Annotated in this window: 21 protein-coding genes; 8 read left to right on the forward strand and 13 right to left on the reverse strand. The window is 33.8% G+C overall.

All coding sequences use genetic code 11. The features are described from left to right. The first annotated feature begins 15 nt into the window (after window positions 1–15). The 5 genes from carA to CGC48_RS03195 all read left to right on the forward strand — a co-directional run bounded on the left by carA (window position 16) and on the right by CGC48_RS03195 (window position 4,941). On the forward strand, window positions 16–1,119 hold the full coding sequence (gene carA / locus CGC48_RS03175; RefSeq protein WP_098028441.1) for a glutamine-hydrolyzing carbamoyl-phosphate synthase small subunit: 1,104 nt from the start codon (window positions 16–18) through the stop codon (window positions 1,117–1,119). Between the two features lie 97 nt (window positions 1,120–1,216). Continuing rightward, entirely contained in the window at window positions 1,217–2,506 is a 1,290-nt protein-coding gene (gene eno / locus CGC48_RS03180; protein WP_041995695.1) for a phosphopyruvate hydratase, read from the forward strand. Between the two features lie 256 nt (window positions 2,507–2,762). Next, window positions 2,763–3,497: a (d)CMP kinase gene (gene cmk, locus CGC48_RS03185; protein ID WP_098028442.1), complete on the forward strand. Its 735-nt coding sequence runs from the start codon at window positions 2,763–2,765 to the stop codon at window positions 3,495–3,497. A 14-nt stretch (window positions 3,498–3,511) separates the two neighbouring features. Beyond that, window positions 3,512–4,171, forward strand: a complete 660-nt coding sequence (locus CGC48_RS03190) for an ABC transporter ATP-binding protein (RefSeq protein ID WP_098028443.1) — start codon at window positions 3,512–3,514, stop codon at window positions 4,169–4,171. After that, the gene (locus CGC48_RS03195; protein ID WP_098028444.1) at window positions 4,168–4,941 is read left to right on the forward strand and encodes a TIGR02757 family protein; all 774 of its coding nucleotides are present in this window, start codon (window positions 4,168–4,170) and stop codon (window positions 4,939–4,941) included. The genes CGC48_RS03190 and CGC48_RS03195 overlap by 4 nt, the downstream gene beginning before the upstream one ends. Window positions 4,942–4,945: 4 nt before the next feature. Here the strand turns inward: CGC48_RS03195 and CGC48_RS03200 are convergent, their stop codons facing one another. The 3 genes from CGC48_RS03200 to CGC48_RS03210 form a co-directional block, all read right to left on the reverse strand. Beyond that, window positions 4,946–5,551, reverse strand: coding sequence for an IMPACT family protein (locus CGC48_RS03200; RefSeq protein ID WP_098029741.1), 606 nt, complete (start codon window positions 5,549–5,551; stop codon window positions 4,946–4,948). A gap of 20 nt (window positions 5,552–5,571) precedes the next feature. Beyond that, a complete protein-coding gene (gene ribD / locus CGC48_RS03205; protein ID WP_098029742.1) occupies window positions 5,572–6,597 on the reverse strand; it encodes a bifunctional diaminohydroxyphosphoribosylaminopyrimidine deaminase/5-amino-6-(5-phosphoribosylamino)uracil reductase RibD in 1,026 nt (341 codons plus the stop codon). A gap of 212 nt (window positions 6,598–6,809) precedes the next feature. Then, window positions 6,810–7,742 (reverse strand): transglycosylase SLT domain-containing protein, encoded by a 933-nt coding sequence (locus CGC48_RS03210; RefSeq protein WP_098028445.1) that lies wholly within the window; start codon window positions 7,740–7,742, stop codon window positions 6,810–6,812. Window positions 7,743–7,928: 186 nt separating this feature from the next. Here CGC48_RS03210 and CGC48_RS03215 point away from each other — a divergent pair, with 186 nt between their 5' ends. The 3 genes from CGC48_RS03215 (at window position 7,929) to folE (ending at window position 10,925) form a co-directional block, all read left to right on the forward strand. Next, a complete protein-coding gene (locus CGC48_RS03215) occupies window positions 7,929–8,939 on the forward strand; it encodes a 3-oxoacyl-ACP synthase III family protein (protein WP_098028446.1) in 1,011 nt (336 codons plus the stop codon). Between the two features lie 46 nt (window positions 8,940–8,985). After that, window positions 8,986–10,158 (forward strand): dicarboxylate/amino acid:cation symporter, encoded by a 1,173-nt coding sequence (locus tag CGC48_RS03220; protein ID WP_098028447.1) that lies wholly within the window; start codon window positions 8,986–8,988, stop codon window positions 10,156–10,158. A gap of 92 nt (window positions 10,159–10,250) precedes the next feature. After that, entirely contained in the window at window positions 10,251–10,925 is a 675-nt protein-coding gene (gene folE, locus CGC48_RS03225) for a GTP cyclohydrolase I FolE (RefSeq protein WP_098029743.1), read from the forward strand. A gap of 64 nt (window positions 10,926–10,989) precedes the next feature. Here folE and pyrF read toward each other — a convergent pair whose 3' ends face one another. The 10 genes from pyrF to CGC48_RS11715 form a co-directional block, all read right to left on the reverse strand. After that, the gene (gene pyrF / locus CGC48_RS03230; protein ID WP_098028448.1) at window positions 10,990–11,802 is read right to left on the reverse strand and encodes an orotidine-5'-phosphate decarboxylase; all 813 of its coding nucleotides are present in this window, start codon (window positions 11,800–11,802) and stop codon (window positions 10,990–10,992) included. A gap of 256 nt (window positions 11,803–12,058) precedes the next feature. Further along, window positions 12,059–12,622 carry an SMI1/KNR4 family protein gene (locus tag CGC48_RS03235; protein ID WP_098028449.1) on the reverse strand — a complete coding sequence of 188 codons (564 nt, stop codon included), beginning with the start codon at window positions 12,620–12,622 and terminating at the stop codon, window positions 12,059–12,061. 42 nt (window positions 12,623–12,664) lie between these two features. Beyond that, window positions 12,665–13,105 carry a DMP19 family protein gene (locus CGC48_RS03240; protein ID WP_098028450.1) on the reverse strand — a complete coding sequence of 147 codons (441 nt, stop codon included), beginning with the start codon at window positions 13,103–13,105 and terminating at the stop codon, window positions 12,665–12,667. Between the two features lie 343 nt (window positions 13,106–13,448). Beyond that, entirely contained in the window at window positions 13,449–14,507 is a 1,059-nt protein-coding gene (locus CGC48_RS03245) for an ankyrin repeat domain-containing protein (RefSeq protein ID WP_098028451.1), read from the reverse strand. A gap of 69 nt (window positions 14,508–14,576) precedes the next feature. Beyond that, complete coding sequence (locus tag CGC48_RS11710) at window positions 14,577–14,747, reverse strand: hypothetical protein (protein WP_157909860.1); 171 nt, start codon at window positions 14,745–14,747, stop codon at window positions 14,577–14,579. A 242-nt stretch (window positions 14,748–14,989) separates the two neighbouring features. Then, on the reverse strand, window positions 14,990–16,177 hold the full coding sequence (locus CGC48_RS03250; protein ID WP_098028452.1) for an Ig-like domain-containing protein: 1,188 nt from the start codon (window positions 16,175–16,177) through the stop codon (window positions 14,990–14,992). A gap of 218 nt (window positions 16,178–16,395) precedes the next feature. Next, window positions 16,396–16,749, reverse strand: a complete 354-nt coding sequence (locus tag CGC48_RS03255; protein ID WP_098028453.1) for a VOC family protein — start codon at window positions 16,747–16,749, stop codon at window positions 16,396–16,398. A gap of 58 nt (window positions 16,750–16,807) precedes the next feature. Beyond that, complete coding sequence (locus CGC48_RS03260; protein ID WP_082021468.1) at window positions 16,808–16,978, reverse strand: DpnD/PcfM family protein; 171 nt, start codon at window positions 16,976–16,978, stop codon at window positions 16,808–16,810. A 4-nt stretch (window positions 16,979–16,982) separates the two neighbouring features. Further along, the gene (locus CGC48_RS03265; RefSeq protein ID WP_098028454.1) at window positions 16,983–17,696 is read right to left on the reverse strand and encodes a hypothetical protein; all 714 of its coding nucleotides are present in this window, start codon (window positions 17,694–17,696) and stop codon (window positions 16,983–16,985) included. A gap of 21 nt (window positions 17,697–17,717) precedes the next feature. Then, complete coding sequence (locus CGC48_RS11715; RefSeq protein WP_157909861.1) at window positions 17,718–17,867, reverse strand: hypothetical protein; 150 nt, start codon at window positions 17,865–17,867, stop codon at window positions 17,718–17,720. Window positions 17,868–17,902 lie beyond the last annotated feature (35 nt).

Raw genomic sequence — 17,902 nt, forward strand, 5'->3', positions numbered from 1 at the left:
TTCAGGAGTGAAAAAATGAAATATCAAGAAAAGAAAAAAGCAGTCATCTTACTTGCTGACGGAATGGCTTTCTATGGGAAAAGTGTTGGTAATGAAGGAACTGTTTTTGGTGAGGTTTGTTTCAATACGGGAATGACAGGGTATCAGGAAATTTTTACTGACCCTTCGTATTATGGGCAAATTATGGTAACTGCCAATGCTCATATAGGCAACTACGGAGTTAATGATGATGAAAATGAATCTGATAACATTAAAATAGCTGGATTGGTTTGTCGAAATTTCAGTTACGATTACTCTCGCCCAAGTGCATCAGGCTCACTGAAAGATTTTTTTGATAAAACAAATCTGGTAGCCATTTGTGATGTAGATACTAGGGCTTTGGTGGCTCACATTCGTGATAATGGTTCAATGAATGCTGTCATTTCAACGGAAACCACCGACTTAACGATTCTTAAAGAAAAACTTAAAGAAATTCCCGATATGAAAGGTTTAGAATTGGCTTCGAAAGTGTCAGTTACTGAACCTTATTTTTTTGGTAATGAGAACGCCACGTACAGGGTTGCCGCTCTTGACTTTGGAATCAAGAAAAACATTTTGAGAAATATGGCAAAACGCGATATGTATGTAAAGGTTTTTCCGTATGACACTCCTCTGGAAGAGTTAAAGAAATGGAATCCTGATGGATATTTTCTCTCAAACGGACCAGGAGACCCTGAACCACTAACAGAAGTTATTGCAAAAGTGAAACAAATGATAGCAGAGGATTTGCCTTTGTTCGGAATTTGTTTAGGACATCAAATCATTGCTTTGGCAAATGATGTTCCCACATTCAAAATGCACAACGGACACAGAGGAATTAATCACCCTGTAAAAAACTTACTTACAGGAAAAGGAGAAATCACCTCTCAAAATCACGGTTTTGCGGTAGATAGAAAACAAGCAGAAGCTAATAAAAATATTGAAATTACGCACGTTCACCTCAATGATGATACCATTATGGGAATTCGTGTTAAAGGCAAAAAATGTTTCAGTGTTCAGTATCACCCCGAAGCTGGACCAGGACCAAACGATGCTACTTATCTGTTTGATCAATTTGCGGAAATGATGAAAAATAATTAACGGATAAGTATTTTGCAATGAACGATTTTAGTTAAATCGTTCTTGATTTAAAATTGTCAATTGATAAAAAGAAATTTTAATTAAAATAATAGAAAATATGAGTATTATTGTAGGCGTACACGCACGACAAATTTTGGATTCAAGAGGAAATCCAACAGTAGAAGTTGATGTTATAACAGAAAACGGACATCTTGGAAGAGCAGCTGTTCCTTCAGGAGCTTCAACTGGTGAATATGAAGCAGTTGAGCTTCGTGACGGAGGGAAAGATTATATGGGTAAAGGTGTATTGAAAGCCGTTGCTAACGTTAACGAAATCATTGCTGAGGAAATTATTGGAATGAGTGTTTTCGAGCAAAATCTTATCGACAGAACAATGATTGAGCTTGATGGAACACCAAACAAATCAAAATTGGGAGCTAATGCAATCTTAGGTGTTTCTTTAGCTGTTGCAAAAGCTGCTGCTGCTGAATTGGATTTGCCTTTGTATCGTTATGTAGGTGGAGTTAGTGCACACACATTGCCTGTTCCAATGATGAACATCATCAATGGAGGTTCTCACTCTGATGCTCCGATTGCTTTCCAAGAGTTTATGATTATGCCTGTAAAAGCTAAAAACTTCTCTCAAGCTATCCAAATGGGTGCAGAAGTTTTCCATAACTTGAAAAAAGTATTGCACGACAGAGGATTAAGCACTGCTGTAGGTGACGAAGGAGGTTTTGCTCCAACTTTTGAAGGAACAGAAGACGCGTTAGATTCTATCAAAAAAGCAGTAGAAAATGCAGGTTACAAATGGGGCGAAGAAATTAAAATCGCTTTGGATTGTGCTTCATCAGAGTTCTACGCTGACGGAAAATACGATTACTCTAAATTTGAAGGAGCTTCAGGAAAAGTTCGTACAAGACAAGAGCAAGTTAATTACTTAGCTGAATTGGTTGAAAAATATCCAATTATCTCAATCGAGGATGGTATGGACCAAAACGACTGGGAAGGTTGGAAAATGCTTACCGAAAAAATCGGACACAAAGTACAATTAGTTGGAGATGATTTGTTTGTAACAAACGTTTCTATCCTTGAGAGAGGTATTGAAAAAGGTGTTGCTAACTCTATCCTTATCAAAGTAAACCAAATCGGTACACTTTCTGAAACGATTGCAGCAGTGGAAATGGCTCACAGAGCAGGTTACACTTCGGTAATGTCACACCGTTCAGGAGAAACTGAAGACAACACTATCGCTGATTTGGCTGTTGCATTGAATACAGGACAAATCAAAACAGGTTCAGCTTCACGTTCTGACCGTATGGCAAAATACAACCAATTGATTCGCATTGAAGAAGAATTAGGATTGGTAGCGTATTTCCCACAAGAAAAAGCTTTCAATGTAAAGTAATTTCTAAATAATTATAACAAAAAAGGCTATTTTAAAAAATAGCCTTTTTTTATTACTTAACTTGAGTAAGTTCAACCAAATTGTCATCAACAAAAAGAGTGCATTTCAATCCAAAAAAGAAAGAAAAAATATTTTTTACAGATTTTTATATTTATTTCAACTGGTTTACTTCTACACTAAAGGCTTCATCACTTTGTCACTTTTATTTCAAGATTTAACAAATAGTAGTATATTTGCGGAATATAACTCGTAAAAAATGCATAAAATAATCATTGCCATTGATGGATTTTCTTCAACTGGAAAAAGCTCCACAGCAAAAACCATTGCAAAAAAATTGGGATATGTGTACATTGATACAGGAGCAATGTATCGGGCAACCACGTATTTAGCTGTAAAAGAAGGCTATATAGCAGTCACTGGCTTAGAAAACGAAAAAACAAAGCAGTTTGAAAATATAGTTCATATAGACAAAGAAAAACTAATCAAAAAACTGAAAAACAGCGATTTATCATTCAAATACAATTCAGAATTAGGTTTTTCGGAAATGTACCTTAATGGTAAAAATATTGAGCAGGAAATCCGAAGTATTGAAATTGCAAATCTGGTAAGTGAAATCGCTAAAATTCCCGAGATAAGAAGCTATTTAGTTGATTTACAAAGAAAAATGGGTGAGGAAAAAGGAATAGTTATGGACGGACGCGATATAGGAACAATCGTTTTTCCGAATGCTGAACTCAAAATTTTTATGACAGCTTCAGAGCAGATTCGTGCCGAGCGTCGGTTTAGAGAACTTCAGGAAAAGGGAGAAAACGTATCTTTTGAAGAAGTACTCAAAAACGTACAACAACGTGATTTTCTTGATACTACAAGAAAAGAATCTCCTCTGATAAAGGCTGATGATGCTATCGAAATTGATAATTCACACTTAACTTTTGAGGAGCAAGTAAATAAAATTCTTCTTTTAGCAGAAGAAAAAATTAATAGCTTGTAATATTTACTTTTATTATGATTAAAGCTAAGAATATACATAAAACTTACGGAGATTTAGAAGTCCTAAAAGGAGTTGATATTCAAGTAAATAAAGGAGAAATTGTTTCAATAGTAGGAGCTTCAGGAGCAGGAAAAACTACTTTGCTTCATATTTTGGGTACATTAGATTCTGCTAATAACAATCAAGATACTTCTTTGTATATCAACAATATAGACATAAAAAACTTATCTTCAAAAGCCTTGTCAAAATTCCGAAACGAGCACATCGGATTTATTTTCCAATTCCATCAGTTATTACCTGAATTTACAGCATTAGAAAATGTTTGTATTCCAGCCTTTATAAAAGGAACTGCAAAAAAGGAAGCCGAAAAAAGAGCTAAAGAATTGCTATCATTTCTAAATTTATCTGATAGATTTAATCATAAGCCTAATGCCTTGTCGGGTGGGGAGCAACAACGAATTTCTGTGGCAAGAGCGTTAATGAACCATCCTTCAGTAGTTTTCGCCGATGAACCCAGCGGAAATTTAGATTCAGAAAGTGCTGATAATCTGCATCAATTGTTTTTTGATTTACGAAAAACCTTTAACCAAACCTTCGTGATTGTAACTCACAATGAAGAACTTGCCAATATGGCAGACCGAAAATTAGTAATGCTTGACGGGAAGTTTATATGAATTTCAGCGAATTAAAATCTTTTCTTGACGAAAAAGTAGTACAATACAACCGCCCAGAATTTATTGAAACTGACCCTATTCAAATACCTAAAAATTTTTCTATAAAAGAAGATATTGAAATTGCAGGTTTCTTAGTTTCTGTTATTGCTTGGGGGCAACGTAAAACAATCATTTCCAGCGGAATGAAGCTAATGGAATTGTTTGGTAATTCACCTTATGATTTTGTGATGTCGCATACAAGAAATGATTTGGAACGACTGCAAAAATTTGTTCATCGTACTTTTAATAGTCAAGATTTGGAGCAGTTCGTAATAAGCCTCAAAAATATATATACCCATCATAATGGACTGGAAAAAGCTTTCTTAAATAGCATTGAAAATAATGACTTACAACTAGGAATTTCAAATTTTAAAGAATTATTTTTCAGAGAGTTAAAACACACAAGAACTCTAAAACACTTACCCGATCCTCGTAAAGGCTCGGTCGCAAAACGTATTAATATGTTCCTGCGTTGGATGGTTCGGAAAGATAATTCAGGTGTTGATTTTGGAATTTGGCAAGAAATTTCCCCCTCAATGTTATCCTGCCCGTTAGATGTACATTCAGGAAATGTAGCTCGAAGTTTAGGACTTATAACTCACCCCAAAAATGATGTAAAAGCCCTAACAGAACTCGACAATCATTTACGACAATTTGATCCAAAAGACCCCGCAAAATATGACTTTGCCCTTTTCGGAATTGGAGTATTCAATGATTTAGATTTTAAATAAATAGCTAATCCTCAATCAATTTAACGCCATAAATGGAATCAAAAATTGATTTGGTTTGCTCTACCTCGCTATTGCGTACCTCAACAGAAATTGTGCAATTCATTTCCATTTTCTGACTGATAATATGCAAATTACGCTCTTTAATTACACGCATCACTTTGTTCATATCCTTGTAATCAAAAACAAGTGTGAGTGTCTGTGTGATTATTTTTTCAACAATTTCAGCTTCTTGTAATGTTAGTTGTGCTGATGTTTTATAGGCTTGAACCAGTCCGCCAACCCCTAATTTAATTCCGCCAAAATAACGAACCACTATTACCAGAACGTCAGTAAGTTCAAAAGATTGTATTTGTCCATAAATAGGAATACCTGCCGAATTATTAGGCTCTCCATCATCATTAGCTCGGTAATGTTGCTTACTTCCGTATCCCAATTGCCAAGCATAACACCAATGTCGTGCCGAATAATGTTCCTTTTTTACCGCTTCAAGATGTTGCTTTATCTCCTCTTCGGTTTTTACAGGAAATACATATCCCAAAAACTTACTACTTTTTTCCTTAAATATAATTTCTTTAACAGGATTTGCTATTGTTTTAAAAGTATCTTCCATAAAAATCATTATTGTTTAATTTATAAGTTGCTATAAATAAACAATATATCTTCATCAAATTCTCTAACTTCTTTCAATGTTTTTTTCTGAAAATCAGGAGATTTTAACCCTTTTTCAAAGCAAATATTTCCCACAAATACAAATGCTTCATCCCACAAATTAGCCTCTATGAATTGTTGTAAAACACTTCTTCCTCCTTCAACTATTAAGCTCTGTACGTTCTTCTCAAACAGTACATTACAAATCTGTTGAGGCAAATTTGCTGAAAAATCAATTTTATAGAAAGAGGTTTTCTTAAATGATTCATTATTAGTTTTTTCAGAAATAAACAATGTTGATTGTTCATCATTCCAAATCGAAAAATTTCGTGGTATTTTCAAATCTTTATCAATGACCACACGTAGTAAATTCCCTCCAAACCAATCACGTACATTTAGTTTGGGATTATCGTGCAAAATTGTATTTGTACCAGCCAAGATTGCTTGTTCTTCACTTCTCATTTTATGAACATACTGCCTTGAAAGCAAATTAGTTATCCATTTTGGAGCTAATTCATCTTTAGTTTCAGGAGCCATAAAACCATCAAGAGTTTCTGCCCACTTTAGGAAGATATAAGGTCGTTTTTTCTGATGAAAAGTAAAGAAACGCTTATTAAGTTTCTGACATTCCTTTTCCAAGACTCCTACAATTACCTCACAACCAGCTTCTTTCAGTTTTGCAATTCCTGTACCGGAAACTTTTGCAAATGGGTCGGTAGTTCCTATAACTATTTTGGGAATTTTATATTTGATTATCAAGTCACTACACGGAGGTGTTTTACCAAAATGACTACAAGGCTCCAAGCTGACATAAAGTGTACTTTTGGGCAACAGACTTTTATCTTTTACCGAACGAATGGCATTCACCTCAGCGTGTGGTTCTCCTGCTTTTCTGTGCCACCCCTCACCTATTATTTTATCTTGATGAACGATTACACAGCCTACCATCGGATTGGGATATGTGTTACCTAAACCATTGTAAGCTAACTGAATACACCTATTCATCATTTTAGTATCAAAATCAATCATTTCCAAAATCAAAATCCATTTTCTATCTATGCAAAATTAAACGATTTTGTACTATTCCACAAATTAATGGACTTTGTACAAAATAAAAAATTTCTATTTTCAGGATTTTAAAGAAGATTGACAGAATTCAATACGTTTATCACAAAAAAATCAGCTTTGTAATGAAAGCTGACTCTTGAGATTTTAAACCTTTATTTTTTTGGAATTTTTATATAATACGTTTTTCCACTTTTGTTATCCAATTTGCGGTCACGAAGCCACGTATTGTGTATTTTTAATTCCTTGTAGGTAATATTATGTTTTTTAGCGAAATCAACTAAGCTGGTTATACTCGTATCGACCTTTACATTGAAAGTTGGCACCTCATTGTAAAGATGTCGTTCCTCAAAATTAAATCCGTAACGCTTTGGATTTTTCATAATTTCCTTAACTGCTAAAATCCGAAAAACGTAACGTGAAGTTTCCGAGTTAAGCCATAAATCATAATAGTTTGAAGTCTGCTGAGCCGTAACTTGATTATTCATCCCTGTAATACCTGCGTTGTATGCCGCTGCTGCCATTGTCCAACTTCCTGTACTTTGTTTTGCTTTTTTCAAATAATCACACGCTGCTTGAGTTGCTTTTTCCAGATGGTAACGCTCGTCAACTGTGCTACTTACTTCCAACCCGTGTTCGATAGCTGCTGCCTTCATAAATTGCCAAAAACCACTGGCTCCTGAAGGAGACACCACATCTAAAAGTCCGCTTTCAATTAAAGCCAAATATTTAAAATCATCAGGAATTCCATTTCGTTTTAAAATTGGTTCGATAATTGGAAAATACTTATTAGAACGTTTGATTAATAGTAACCCATTGGACTGCCAGTACGTATTGACCAAAAATTCTCTGTCCAAACGCTCATAAACATCTGGAATTTCCAATGGAACTCTCTCCCCCGCAAAATCTATTTCTGAGGGCAAGTCAATTGCATAAACATTATATGCATTGGTTGTACCATTAAGAGTATCTGTTTGATTTTTAAAAATGTTATTCTTCTCAGTTGTTACGGCGACAGCATTAATAAGAAATCCTGCTACTAAAACAATCCCCGAAATGTAAAATATGTTTCGTAAAATCCTCTTCATCTTTCTCTAAAAAATATAATTTAGTGCTTTTTTATCTAAAACATCAACACAAGCATAAAAAATTATGATTATCTGTGCGGATGTGCAAATATCCCAATATTTTTTTGATTAACGAAAGGATTTCATATTTCTTTTTTGGATATTAGAATTTTTACTCTTACTTTTGATAAAAATTACGATTAAATTATGATATACCGCTCAAAAATCAAAGGATTAGGATTTTATGTCCCTGACAATATAGTTACCAACGATGATTTATCAAAGTTAATGGATACGAGTGATGCTTGGATTCAGGAACGTACAGGAATTCAACAACGAAGACACGTCATCAAAGGAGAGGATACTACAACCAGTATGGGAGTTAAAGCAAGTTTGAAAGCTATCGAAAATGCAGAAATTGACAAAAACGATATTGATTTCATCATTTTCGCAACCTTAAGCCCTGATTATTACTTTCCTGGTTGTGGAGTTTTGGTTCAGAGAGAATTAGGATTAAAAACCGTAGGAGCTTTAGACATCAGAAATCAATGCTCAGGATTTGTTTATGCTCTTTCCATTGCTGACCAGTACATAAAAACAGGAATGTACAAAAACATTTTGATTATTGGTTCTGAAACACATTCTCCTGGTTTGGACTTTTCCACACGAGGACGAAATGTTTCTGTTATTTTTGGAGATGGAGCTGGTGCAGCCATTGTATCACGGGAAGAAAATCCAAAAAAAGGCATTTTATCTACTCATTTACATAGCGAAGGTACTCACGCAGAAGAATTAGCTCTTATTGCCCCTGGAATTGGAAAACGATGGGTTACAGATATCGTAGCGGAAAACAATCCTGACGATGTGAGTTATTTTCCGTATATGAACGGACAACACGTTTTCAAAAATGCGGTAGTTCGTTTTTCTGAAGTCATCCAAGAAGGACTCAAAACCAATGGATTAACTCAAAAAGACATAAATACGTTAATTCCACATCAAGCTAATTTACGTATTTCGCAATTCATTCAGCAAAAATTTGAATTAACAGATGACCAAATTTACAACAACATTACAAAGTACGGAAACACCACAGCGGCTTCCATTCCTATAGCTCTAACGGAAGCTTATCAATTAGGAAAAATTAAAGATGGTGACCTGGTAGTATTAGCTGCCTTTGGTAGTGGATTCACTTGGGCGAGTGCCATAATACGATGGTGACGAATTTTGAAAAATTATATATTAAAAACCTAAAAAAGATAATGTTATGAAGCTTTTTAACAATTTACTATTCAGAGTTTTCATAGCCATATTAATCGGGATTGTTGTTGGGCTATATGCTCCTCTTTGGCTAAATCGTGCTTTTGTAACTTTCAACAAATTATTTGGAAGTTTTCTTGGTTTTTCAATTCCATTAATCATTATGGGACTTGTAATGCCTGCCATTGCCGAACTTGGTAAAAATGCAGGAAAACTACTGCTTGTAACTGTTATTATTGCATATTCATTCACTATTTTTTCAGGATTTTCTACTTATTTTGTAGGAAGTGCTTTGTTTCCTGCTGTGATTGGTGAACAAACTCTAAACTCACCAACGCAAGAAACAATTGAACGTTCTCTAAATCCATTTTTCACCATTAACATTCCTCCAATACTCGACGTTATGAGTGTCTTAGTACTTGCATTTATGATTGGTATTGGCTTGTCATTGAAAAGTAATTCAACCTTAGGAAATGTTCTGAAAGATTTTAAAGACATCATTACTCTTGTCATTGGAAAAGTTATTATTCCACTTTTACCTCTTTACATTATGAGTATTTTCTCTGAAATTGCTTATGGTGGAAAAGTTGTTTCAGTAATAAATGTATTCTTTAAAGTAATCGGAATTATCTTTCTGATGCACATTGCATTACTGATATTACAATTCGTTCTAGCAGGATTAATCTCAGGAAAAAATCCAATAAAATCACTCCTCACGATGATGCCTGCATATGCAATAGCCCTTGGAACACAATCCTCTGCGGCAACAATTCCAGTCACCTTGAGGCAAGTCATCAAAATGGGCGTTCCTGAACGTATCGCGAGTTTTGTAGTTCCTCTTTGTGCCACTATCCATCTTTCAGGAAGTACAATGAAAATAACCGCCTGTGCGATGGCTTTGTTACTTATGGAAGGACAAACTATTGAATTTGAATCTTTTTCAGGACTTATTATGATGCTCGGAATAATGATGATTGCTGCTCCAGGTGTTCCTGGTGGAGCAATAATGGCTGCACTCGGGCTTTTACAATCAATGTTAGGGTTTGATACTCAGCAACAAGCTCTTATGATTGCTCTTTATATAGCAATGGACAGCTTCGGAACAGCTTGTAATGTAACTGGAGATGGAGCTGTATCTCTTATCGTGAATAAAATCAACAAATTATATAAAAAAGAATAAAAAAGACACAAATAAAATAAGGCTTTTTTCAAATTAAAGAAGTATCTTTGCAAACTTTTAAAAGTGAATTATTAAGAACTAATATTAAGGAAATGGCAAATAAACATATTTCGGAAGAAGATGCATTGGGAGACAACCACGTATGTACTTCTGCAAAAACTCCCCTACGTACTGATGCATTCGAAAAAACTGATGCTGAGAAAATTAGCATAATTGAAGAAAACATAAGGCAAATAATGCATACTTTAGGCTTAGACCTAACTGATGATAGTCTAAGAGGAACTCCAAAACGAGTTGCCAAAATGTTCGTCAAAGAAATTTTTGGAGGATTACACCCCGATCGTCGCCCTTCAGCTTCTACTTTTGATAATAGTTATCAATATGGAGAAATGTTGGTTGAAAAAAATATTGTAGTGTATTCCACTTGCGAACATCACCTTCTACCTATTGTAGGAAGGGCTCACGTGGGATATATTTCTAACGGAAAAGTCATCGGTCTTTCGAAAATGAACCGCATTGTTGAGTATTACGCAAAACGTCCGCAAGTGCAAGAGCGTTTGACTTTGCAAATTGTTCAGGAAATGCAACAAGCTTTAGGGACAGAAGACGTCGCTTGTGTAATTGATGCCAAACATTTGTGTGTTAATTCGCGAGGAATCAAGGATATTGAAAGTAGTACAGTAACTGCTGAATTCGGAGGAAAGTTCAAAGACCCTGAAGTTCGCAAAGAATTTTTAGAATATATCAAACTCAACACAAAGTATTAATATCTAATTGTTTAAAAGTTAAAAAGCAACGATTTTATTTAAAAATCGTTACTTTTTTTATTTCTTATCGCACCCATTTTTCCATTTGTTGTTGTAATTTTTGAGCTTCTTCACGGGCTTTTTCGGCAAAATCAGTGCCGTTGGAGGCATAAATGATTCCTCTTGAAGAGTTTATCAGCAAACCATTATCTGCATTGAGTCCATACTCACAAACCTCATCCAAACTACCGCCTTGAGCTCCTACACCGGGAACCAACAGAAAGTGATTCGGTACAATCTTACGGATTTCTTTCAGATATTCGGCTTTGGTAGCTCCTACTACGTACATCAAATTCTGACTATTTTTCCACGTTAAAGAAGTCTGCAATACTTTTTTATAAAGCTCCTCATTATTTACCATTTGCGTTTGAAAATCAAAAGCTCCCGCATTGGAAGTCAATGCCAAAAGTATGGTAATTTTATCTTCAAAAGCTAAAAAGGGTTCTACCGAATCCTTTCCCATATACGGAGCTACTGTAATGCTATCGAACCGCAAATCATTGAAAAAAGCCTTAGCATACATTGCCGAAGTATTGCCAATATCGCCACGTTTCGCATCAGCGATAGTAAATATATCAGGGTAATTTTCATTGATATATGCAATAGTTTTTGCTAACGATTGCCAACCTTTCACCCCATAAGCCTCATAAAACGCCGTATTGGGTTTGTAAGCTACCGCGAAAGAGTGTGTCGCATCGATAATGGCTTTGTTGAACTCAAAAATAGGGTCTTCGGTTTGTAACAAATGTGACAGAATTTTTGTCAAATCCACATCAAGTCCTACACATAAGAATGATTTCTTTTTCCGTATTTGATTTATTAGTTTTTGTAGTGTCATATACTGATACTTTTTATTTTTATTGCGTTATAATGCTGTAATTAAGATGATTTCTCCTTTAAAACAGAAAAAATATTGCCTTTTGATCCTCCAAAGATACGTGTTTTTAGGTAGTCTTTTATGTTATATACTTTCAATTAAGTAATTTATATTCTTTTTATTTTTCAGATTTTGGATTTTATTTTTAAGACAATTATTTTTTCTCTATTTTCTCTTCTCAAAACAGATATCTATTTTTTATCAATTACAAAAACTCTCACACCAACCATTCTACATTAATTACATCATCTTCAATCTCATAACTTTTCTCTTGCAAAAATTGTAATACTTTTTGGGAGAACTCATAAAATGAATTTGCAATCACTACCTCATCACTTTCCATATCAATACCCGACCAAAGTTGTACAATTTGCCCAGAAATTCCTTTACTGGTAGGATTTAAATCAATGAAAATCCGTTGTGTACCATTGAAATTGGCAAAAGGTATCCACCCCTTGTTCCAAATGCTGGGTTGAATTTTATTTGGCGTTATCCAATCGATAACTTCCTCATCTTCAGACGCCATTTCATAATCTGAAATGATTTCATCAACAGAAAGTAATACGTTATATCCCACAAAAAGAATTTCATACCACTGATGATTTTGTCCGTTAAACGTACGAAGATAATTTTTGAAATCCTCAGGTAATTTTTGACCTGTAATTGCTTCTAAACGATGTATTTTCTCTTCTTCAGCTGGTGGATTGAAACTTTTTCCTATTTGTGGATTAATTTTTTCAAATTCCTCGCGTATTTTCTGCCAGATTATTTGTATTTCCATAAAGTGAATTTGTTATTTTTCGATTAAATACTGCTTATGTGTTTACTTTTCCATACAACATAATTCTTCCCTATGTTTTTCTGCATACTTACGATACAAATCTCCCATAAAACCATCGGGATAGTATGAAAATTCGCTGTCAAGTTCAGTCATCAACTTTTCCGAATACTCATCAGAAGTATCAAAAAACCAAGAACCATCGGCAGGAAGTAATTTAACTGCCTTAGTTATAATCTCCGCTGATTTTACAGCTCCTATCTCTCGCAATGCTTCAATGACTTCATCATTATATTCAGAATATTCCTCTTGTAAAAAGCCCAAAATACTATCTGCCTGTCCAAAATTTTCCAACAATATGCACAAAAATATTTTTTTCTGTACGGAATTTAATAAATTAGGATTATGATTGCATTTTTCTGCAAGAATTTCGTATAAGGCAATGGTAAAATCGTCATTGTCTTCAATTAAAAATAAATCCTTCATAGTTTTTTTATTTTTGTTTTACCAAAATTTTTGAGGTAAAACCAAATGATTGATTATATGTTTATTTTGTAATTCCTTCAATACTGAAATATCCTCCAAATTATTCAGATGACAAGAATCTAAAATGACCTTTTCAGTAGTTGCTTCAAACTGATCAAAAAAACCTGCAAAATTCGCAATGATATTTTTTTACCATTTTGATACCTTTGGACAAATATTCTGGCAATACTTCCACACAACTGATGCTGTCGTTATAATGATGTGTTAGTTTTTCTATTCTTTTTATTCTTAAAGCGTTCTCTGCTACCAATACAAACATTCAAACTTTTATTTTTTTTCTCCCTTACCTTTTGTACTCCACTTTTTCTAAAATAATAGGATTTGGATTTTGCGTTACCCATAACACAGCCAATTTTGCTAATTCAAATGAGTTTTCTCCGTCATCATCACCTTCATAAAGAAGTGTTTTTAGCTCTTTAGCTTTTTCCATTGCTGTTTCTTGTAGTGGATTTCCCTTTTGGAAATAATCAATCATTGCTGAAAGCATTTTTTTGAAATGTTTATCCCAATTACCAGCTCCATTTCGTAATATTTCATCACGAATTTTTCCAGAAATTCGGATAACTTCTCCTTGAATTGTTTTTGCACTGTTTGAACTTGGCACTAAAAAGCTCCAAAGATATTCAAATTGTTTCTCCAGTGGCTCATCTGGAACAATTATTGGTGAAATTCCGTCGTGTTGAATGCGTTTTGCCACAGGTTTAACCTTAAATAACGTATAAAGTTCCTGTAAGCCGTTTTCTGTATCTTCCAAAAACTCTGGATTGAAACGTTCGCGATGAAACTCAAAATTTTCACCAATGGAAATCACACGTTCTTGTGCAGATTTGGTAACTTTTTCTCCCAATTCAAGCAATAATGCCGCACTTTTTGCGACTTTTGGAATATCTGCATTCTGACATCTGTTTAACATTTCTTGTAAAGGTGTGAAACCTCTATCATTTTTAGCAAAAATATTTGCTCCTTGCTCAGCTAATAGCTTTGTTACTTCAAATCTGCCTGATGCAGCGTGTAAAACTCCATTTTTATACTTGTCAGAAGTGTGAATATTCGCTCCTAATGCCAATAAAGTACGTACTCTTTCAACATCATTCACAGAAGAATGATACCACAGAGCCGTTCTTCCATAAGAATCTGTCGCCTCAATATTAGCCCCATTTTCTATCAGCCATTGTATCCATTCTGCTGGAATACCATAAAAGCAAAGTGCTGGTTTTTTGATATAATCTCGCTCATATGCATTGATATCGCATTTTTCAAATACTTTTTTGAATGCTTCAAAATCTTTATCTTCCAGTATTTTATAAATATCACTTGGAAGAGTTGCTCTTTTTTTCGCCATACGTTAAATGGTATTTAGTATTATAATTTTTAGAGGTATTATAAAAAGTATGATATATGTTTTTCTGTGTCAGACATAGCCAAGCCAAAGTCTATTTGTATTTAAATTTCGACTTGGCTTAGTTTGACAGAAACTATTATCGTATTGCTCGTCCAAACATTTGTAAAAACTGAGGCTCATCAGCAAGGGCGTATTTTGCGTAGCTATAAAGCTCACGCGTCCATTTGTCAAGGGCTTCAAAGGCTTTGTTTTTGTCTGTTTTATATTCAAAAAGAATCTTTATTCTTTGCTACTTTAATCTCCTTCCTCAGTCAAAATTAGATTTTTAAAATGAATTTTCCTAATTCTTGGGGAGTTTTTTGTTTCCTTTGAAGAATTAGCAACGTCTTTTCACAGAAATTTACTTATTTCCATCAAAGGCAAAACCCTTTGGAAAAATTTCTAAAGGGTTTTGTGATTTCTTTTATTATTTTTTTACCTTCTTACTCTGTTACTGTTACAGTCACTTCACAATCAACAGTTTCGTTCGGATTTAAACTATTCTGATAGCTAACTCTTAGGGTAAAAGTTCCTGTTCTTTGGGAAGCTTTTAATAATCCCTCTTTGCTTATTTCTGCTATACGAGAAGGATTTTCTGCTGTTTTAAAAAAATGAATTGTAACATATTGGCTTTTAGATTTTCCTCCGCTTATTGTCTCTACTAATGTATCATCTTCAAAAGTAGTAACCACCAATGGAAGACTTGTACCTTTTTTCAAAGAAATTGCCCCTTTATTACCCTGATCGTTAATTTTTATTTTATTTACAGGAATGATTGATTTTATTATGATTTTAGCCTCTGCACCAAAACCATCGTTAGCAATGGCTTTAATTTCGGCACGTCCTTCTTTGTGGCAAGTAATTCTTCCATTAGCATTAACAGATACTATATCAGAAGCATCTGATTCCCAAGAAACTGATTCATCTGTAGGAGACTCTTTACGATCAATACCATAAGCTTCATAATTCAAATTAAAAGAACTCCCAACAGCAAAAGTGTGTTCCTTTCCTTCCAAAATATGTAGCTCACTGACAATATTAAAGGCTGTAATTGTTATTTCTGCAGAAACATTACTTCCGTCCGTAGCTGACGCTTTTATGGTTGCTTGTTGCCCAGATTTGTTAAGAACAAATATCTTTCCATCTTCAAAAACCTTTACTACATTAGGATTACTTGACTCCCATTTTAATTTTTTATTAGTAGCATTTTCTGGAAATATCGCAAAATGTAACGTTGCATTTCTTCCAACAGGAAATTTACTTTGGTCTTCAAATTCAATACGTTGTACGAGAATATTTTTCGAAGATACTTCCACTGTAAGACTTTGCGAAACATTTTTTGAAGTAACTGTGATAGTAGAAGTCCCCACCGATTTTGCCTCAATGACAACCATTTTCTCTTTGGCACTAACCGTTGCTACCTTTGCATTTGAGGAAGCTACAGAAAACTCATTCAAATTTTCACCACTAATTTTTATTTCTTTTATATCACCTTCCATTAATTTGACAGGAGATTTTTCAGAAAGTATAATCGTTGGTGTCGGTTCAACTGGTTTAGGTTCTTCCTTGTCTTTCGAACAAGATACTATTCCTAAAACAAGGCTCAGCAATAAAAATAGGCTTTTTTTCATTCTGTTAATTTTTTAAGTTGTTTCTACTTTATTAAGATTTTAATTAAAACAACAATAAATATAAATTTTATTTATTCTTGATAATTTAAAATCTGGGGCAAAGGTATGAAAAATAATTAATGTAGATTTTTTTTGTGAAAACTTTATGATAAAAGCTATCTTAAATGAGAGAATATCCTAATTTGATAATCGCTATTTAGTCGAATTGATTGATATTTCTACTTTTTCTCCTCAAAGAATTCAAACCAATTGCCGTCGGGGTCTTCAAAGGTAAGTAGTTTTCCGTAAGTTTCATATCGGATAGTGCCAATAAGACGAATATTTTGGCTTTTTAGAGTTTCGTAAAGGTTTTCCATATCGTCCACTTCAAACATAATCCTTGTTTTTTGCGGTTTGGCTTTTCCTTTCTCTGCAGGACGTTTAAGAATAGCAAAAGAAGTCGCCCCCAAATCAAATTCTATCCAATCTTCCTGCTGAAATTTGAGTACAAAGCCCAATTGCTGAAAGAAGGCTTTAGAAACGTCCAAATCGCTCACATATACCCAACAGGCGTAGATTTTTTTGATGGTCATCATGATAAAATACACTAAAAATATTCATTTAAACAGATAAAAGAGGCATGAAAAAAAATCATTCTAAATATTCTATGATTTCATGGGTTACAAAATCATCGAAATCTAAAATGATTTCTTCATTTTTATACATTTCTTCTACTTTTTGAACTGCTTCTTGTTCGTTTTCTGCCTCAACCGGAACTATTCTTGATAGAATTTCCTTTACTTCTATTTTATAAATATTCATTTTTTTATTCTAAATCTCCTATTTTGTACAATTCAAAACTCTTCGTATGCAAATCCGAAACAAAATCATAATCAATAAACTGTACTCTATTTTTTATTTGCTTAAATGCAGAATATGCTATTTTTTGTTCAAATTCTTTTTTTCTCTCACTTGCACTTAAAATATAAAATTTAGAATAAAAATCCTGTAAGTCATTAAATTTCAATAACGAATTTTGTATATCGGTAGAATGTTCAACTTCAAAAAAAGAATGTGGTAAATTTCTGTTATTGAACCATATCACATCTATTGTTTTAGCCCTATTAACGATATTTTGATAACTAAAATCAAATATTTTGTCTAAAGTAGAAATGCTCCTCAATGGTCTGTCTAAAAATAATTTATTTTTATCTTGTGCGGGAATAAAAGTATTGTATCCTTTTAAATTTCCTATTTCGAGCAATAATCCCTGAAAATAAGTATGTGAAAACTCTTGTTCTTTCTTTGTGGATAATTGTATTTCGAACTTATTTAAAATTTCGCTCTGAAACTCTTTTAAAGCCCAAAGTCCTGGTTTTATTCTAAAGAAAAATCGTTCATCTTGTACAATCCTTCGTATGGAAGCAAAAGGAGTTTTTGTAGCCCAATCAGATACATTAACTTTATGATTGAGAAAACCAAGCGTTGCAAACCCTCCGTTTTCTCTCATAACTTGTATAACCTGTTCATATTGTTTCATAATTTTATGTAATTAATTACCCTAGGGATGCAGCGGAATTCTTTTGCGGAGCAACGAAGGAAAAGATATAACGAATAGCCCAGCCTGACGCTTTTCAGCGTTGGATTTGGTTTTATCAACTAATACCCATTCTGTTGAATTTGTCCCTATATCCAATGCTATATTTTTCATTGTTAGATATAATGTGAATTAAATATTTTTGTGTT

It is taken from the genome of Capnocytophaga cynodegmi (assembly GCF_002302475.1).
GTDB lineage: Bacteria > Bacteroidota > Bacteroidia > Flavobacteriales > Flavobacteriaceae > Capnocytophaga > Capnocytophaga cynodegmi.

Excerpts from the sequence above, each read along its gene's own strand:
- CGC48_RS03220 (WP_098028447.1), top strand. The coding sequence starts at position 8,986 with ATGAAGCTTTTTAACAATTTACTATTCAGAGTTTTCATAGCCATATTA.
- CGC48_RS03190 (WP_098028443.1), top strand. The coding sequence starts at position 3,512 with ATGATTAAAGCTAAGAATATACATAAAACTTACGGAGATTTAGAAGTC.
- CGC48_RS03265 (WP_098028454.1), bottom strand. The coding sequence starts at position 17,696 with ATGAAACAATATGAACAGGTTATACAAGTTATGAGAGAAAACGGAGGG.
- CGC48_RS03200 (WP_098029741.1), bottom strand. The coding sequence starts at position 5,551 with ATGGAAGATACTTTTAAAACAATAGCAAATCCTGTTAAAGAAATTATA.
- CGC48_RS03245 (WP_098028451.1), bottom strand. The coding sequence starts at position 14,507 with ATGGCGAAAAAAAGAGCAACTCTTCCAAGTGATATTTATAAAATACTG.
- cmk (WP_098028442.1), top strand. The coding sequence starts at position 2,763 with ATGCATAAAATAATCATTGCCATTGATGGATTTTCTTCAACTGGAAAA.
- CGC48_RS11715 (WP_157909861.1), bottom strand. The coding sequence starts at position 17,867 with ATGAAAAATATAGCATTGGATATAGGGACAAATTCAACAGAATGGGTA.
- CGC48_RS03250 (WP_098028452.1), bottom strand. The coding sequence starts at position 16,177 with ATGAAAAAAAGCCTATTTTTATTGCTGAGCCTTGTTTTAGGAATAGTA.
- CGC48_RS03240 (WP_098028450.1), bottom strand. The coding sequence starts at position 13,105 with ATGAAGGATTTATTTTTAATTGAAGACAATGACGATTTTACCATTGCC.
- CGC48_RS03210 (WP_098028445.1), bottom strand. The coding sequence starts at position 7,742 with ATGAAGAGGATTTTACGAAACATATTTTACATTTCGGGGATTGTTTTA.
- CGC48_RS03195 (WP_098028444.1), top strand. The coding sequence starts at position 4,168 with ATGAATTTCAGCGAATTAAAATCTTTTCTTGACGAAAAAGTAGTACAA.
- CGC48_RS03260 (WP_082021468.1), bottom strand. The coding sequence starts at position 16,978 with ATGAATATTTATAAAATAGAAGTAAAGGAAATTCTATCAAGAATAGTT.
- carA (WP_098028441.1), top strand. The coding sequence starts at position 16 with ATGAAATATCAAGAAAAGAAAAAAGCAGTCATCTTACTTGCTGACGGA.
- CGC48_RS03215 (WP_098028446.1), top strand. The coding sequence starts at position 7,929 with ATGATATACCGCTCAAAAATCAAAGGATTAGGATTTTATGTCCCTGAC.
- eno (WP_041995695.1), top strand. The coding sequence starts at position 1,217 with ATGAGTATTATTGTAGGCGTACACGCACGACAAATTTTGGATTCAAGA.
- ribD (WP_098029742.1), bottom strand. The coding sequence starts at position 6,597 with ATGATGAATAGGTGTATTCAGTTAGCTTACAATGGTTTAGGTAACACA.
- folE (WP_098029743.1), top strand. The coding sequence starts at position 10,251 with ATGGCAAATAAACATATTTCGGAAGAAGATGCATTGGGAGACAACCAC.
- CGC48_RS03255 (WP_098028453.1), bottom strand. The coding sequence starts at position 16,749 with ATGACCATCAAAAAAATCTACGCCTGTTGGGTATATGTGAGCGATTTG.
- CGC48_RS03235 (WP_098028449.1), bottom strand. The coding sequence starts at position 12,622 with ATGGAAATACAAATAATCTGGCAGAAAATACGCGAGGAATTTGAAAAA.
- pyrF (WP_098028448.1), bottom strand. The coding sequence starts at position 11,802 with ATGACACTACAAAAACTAATAAATCAAATACGGAAAAAGAAATCATTC.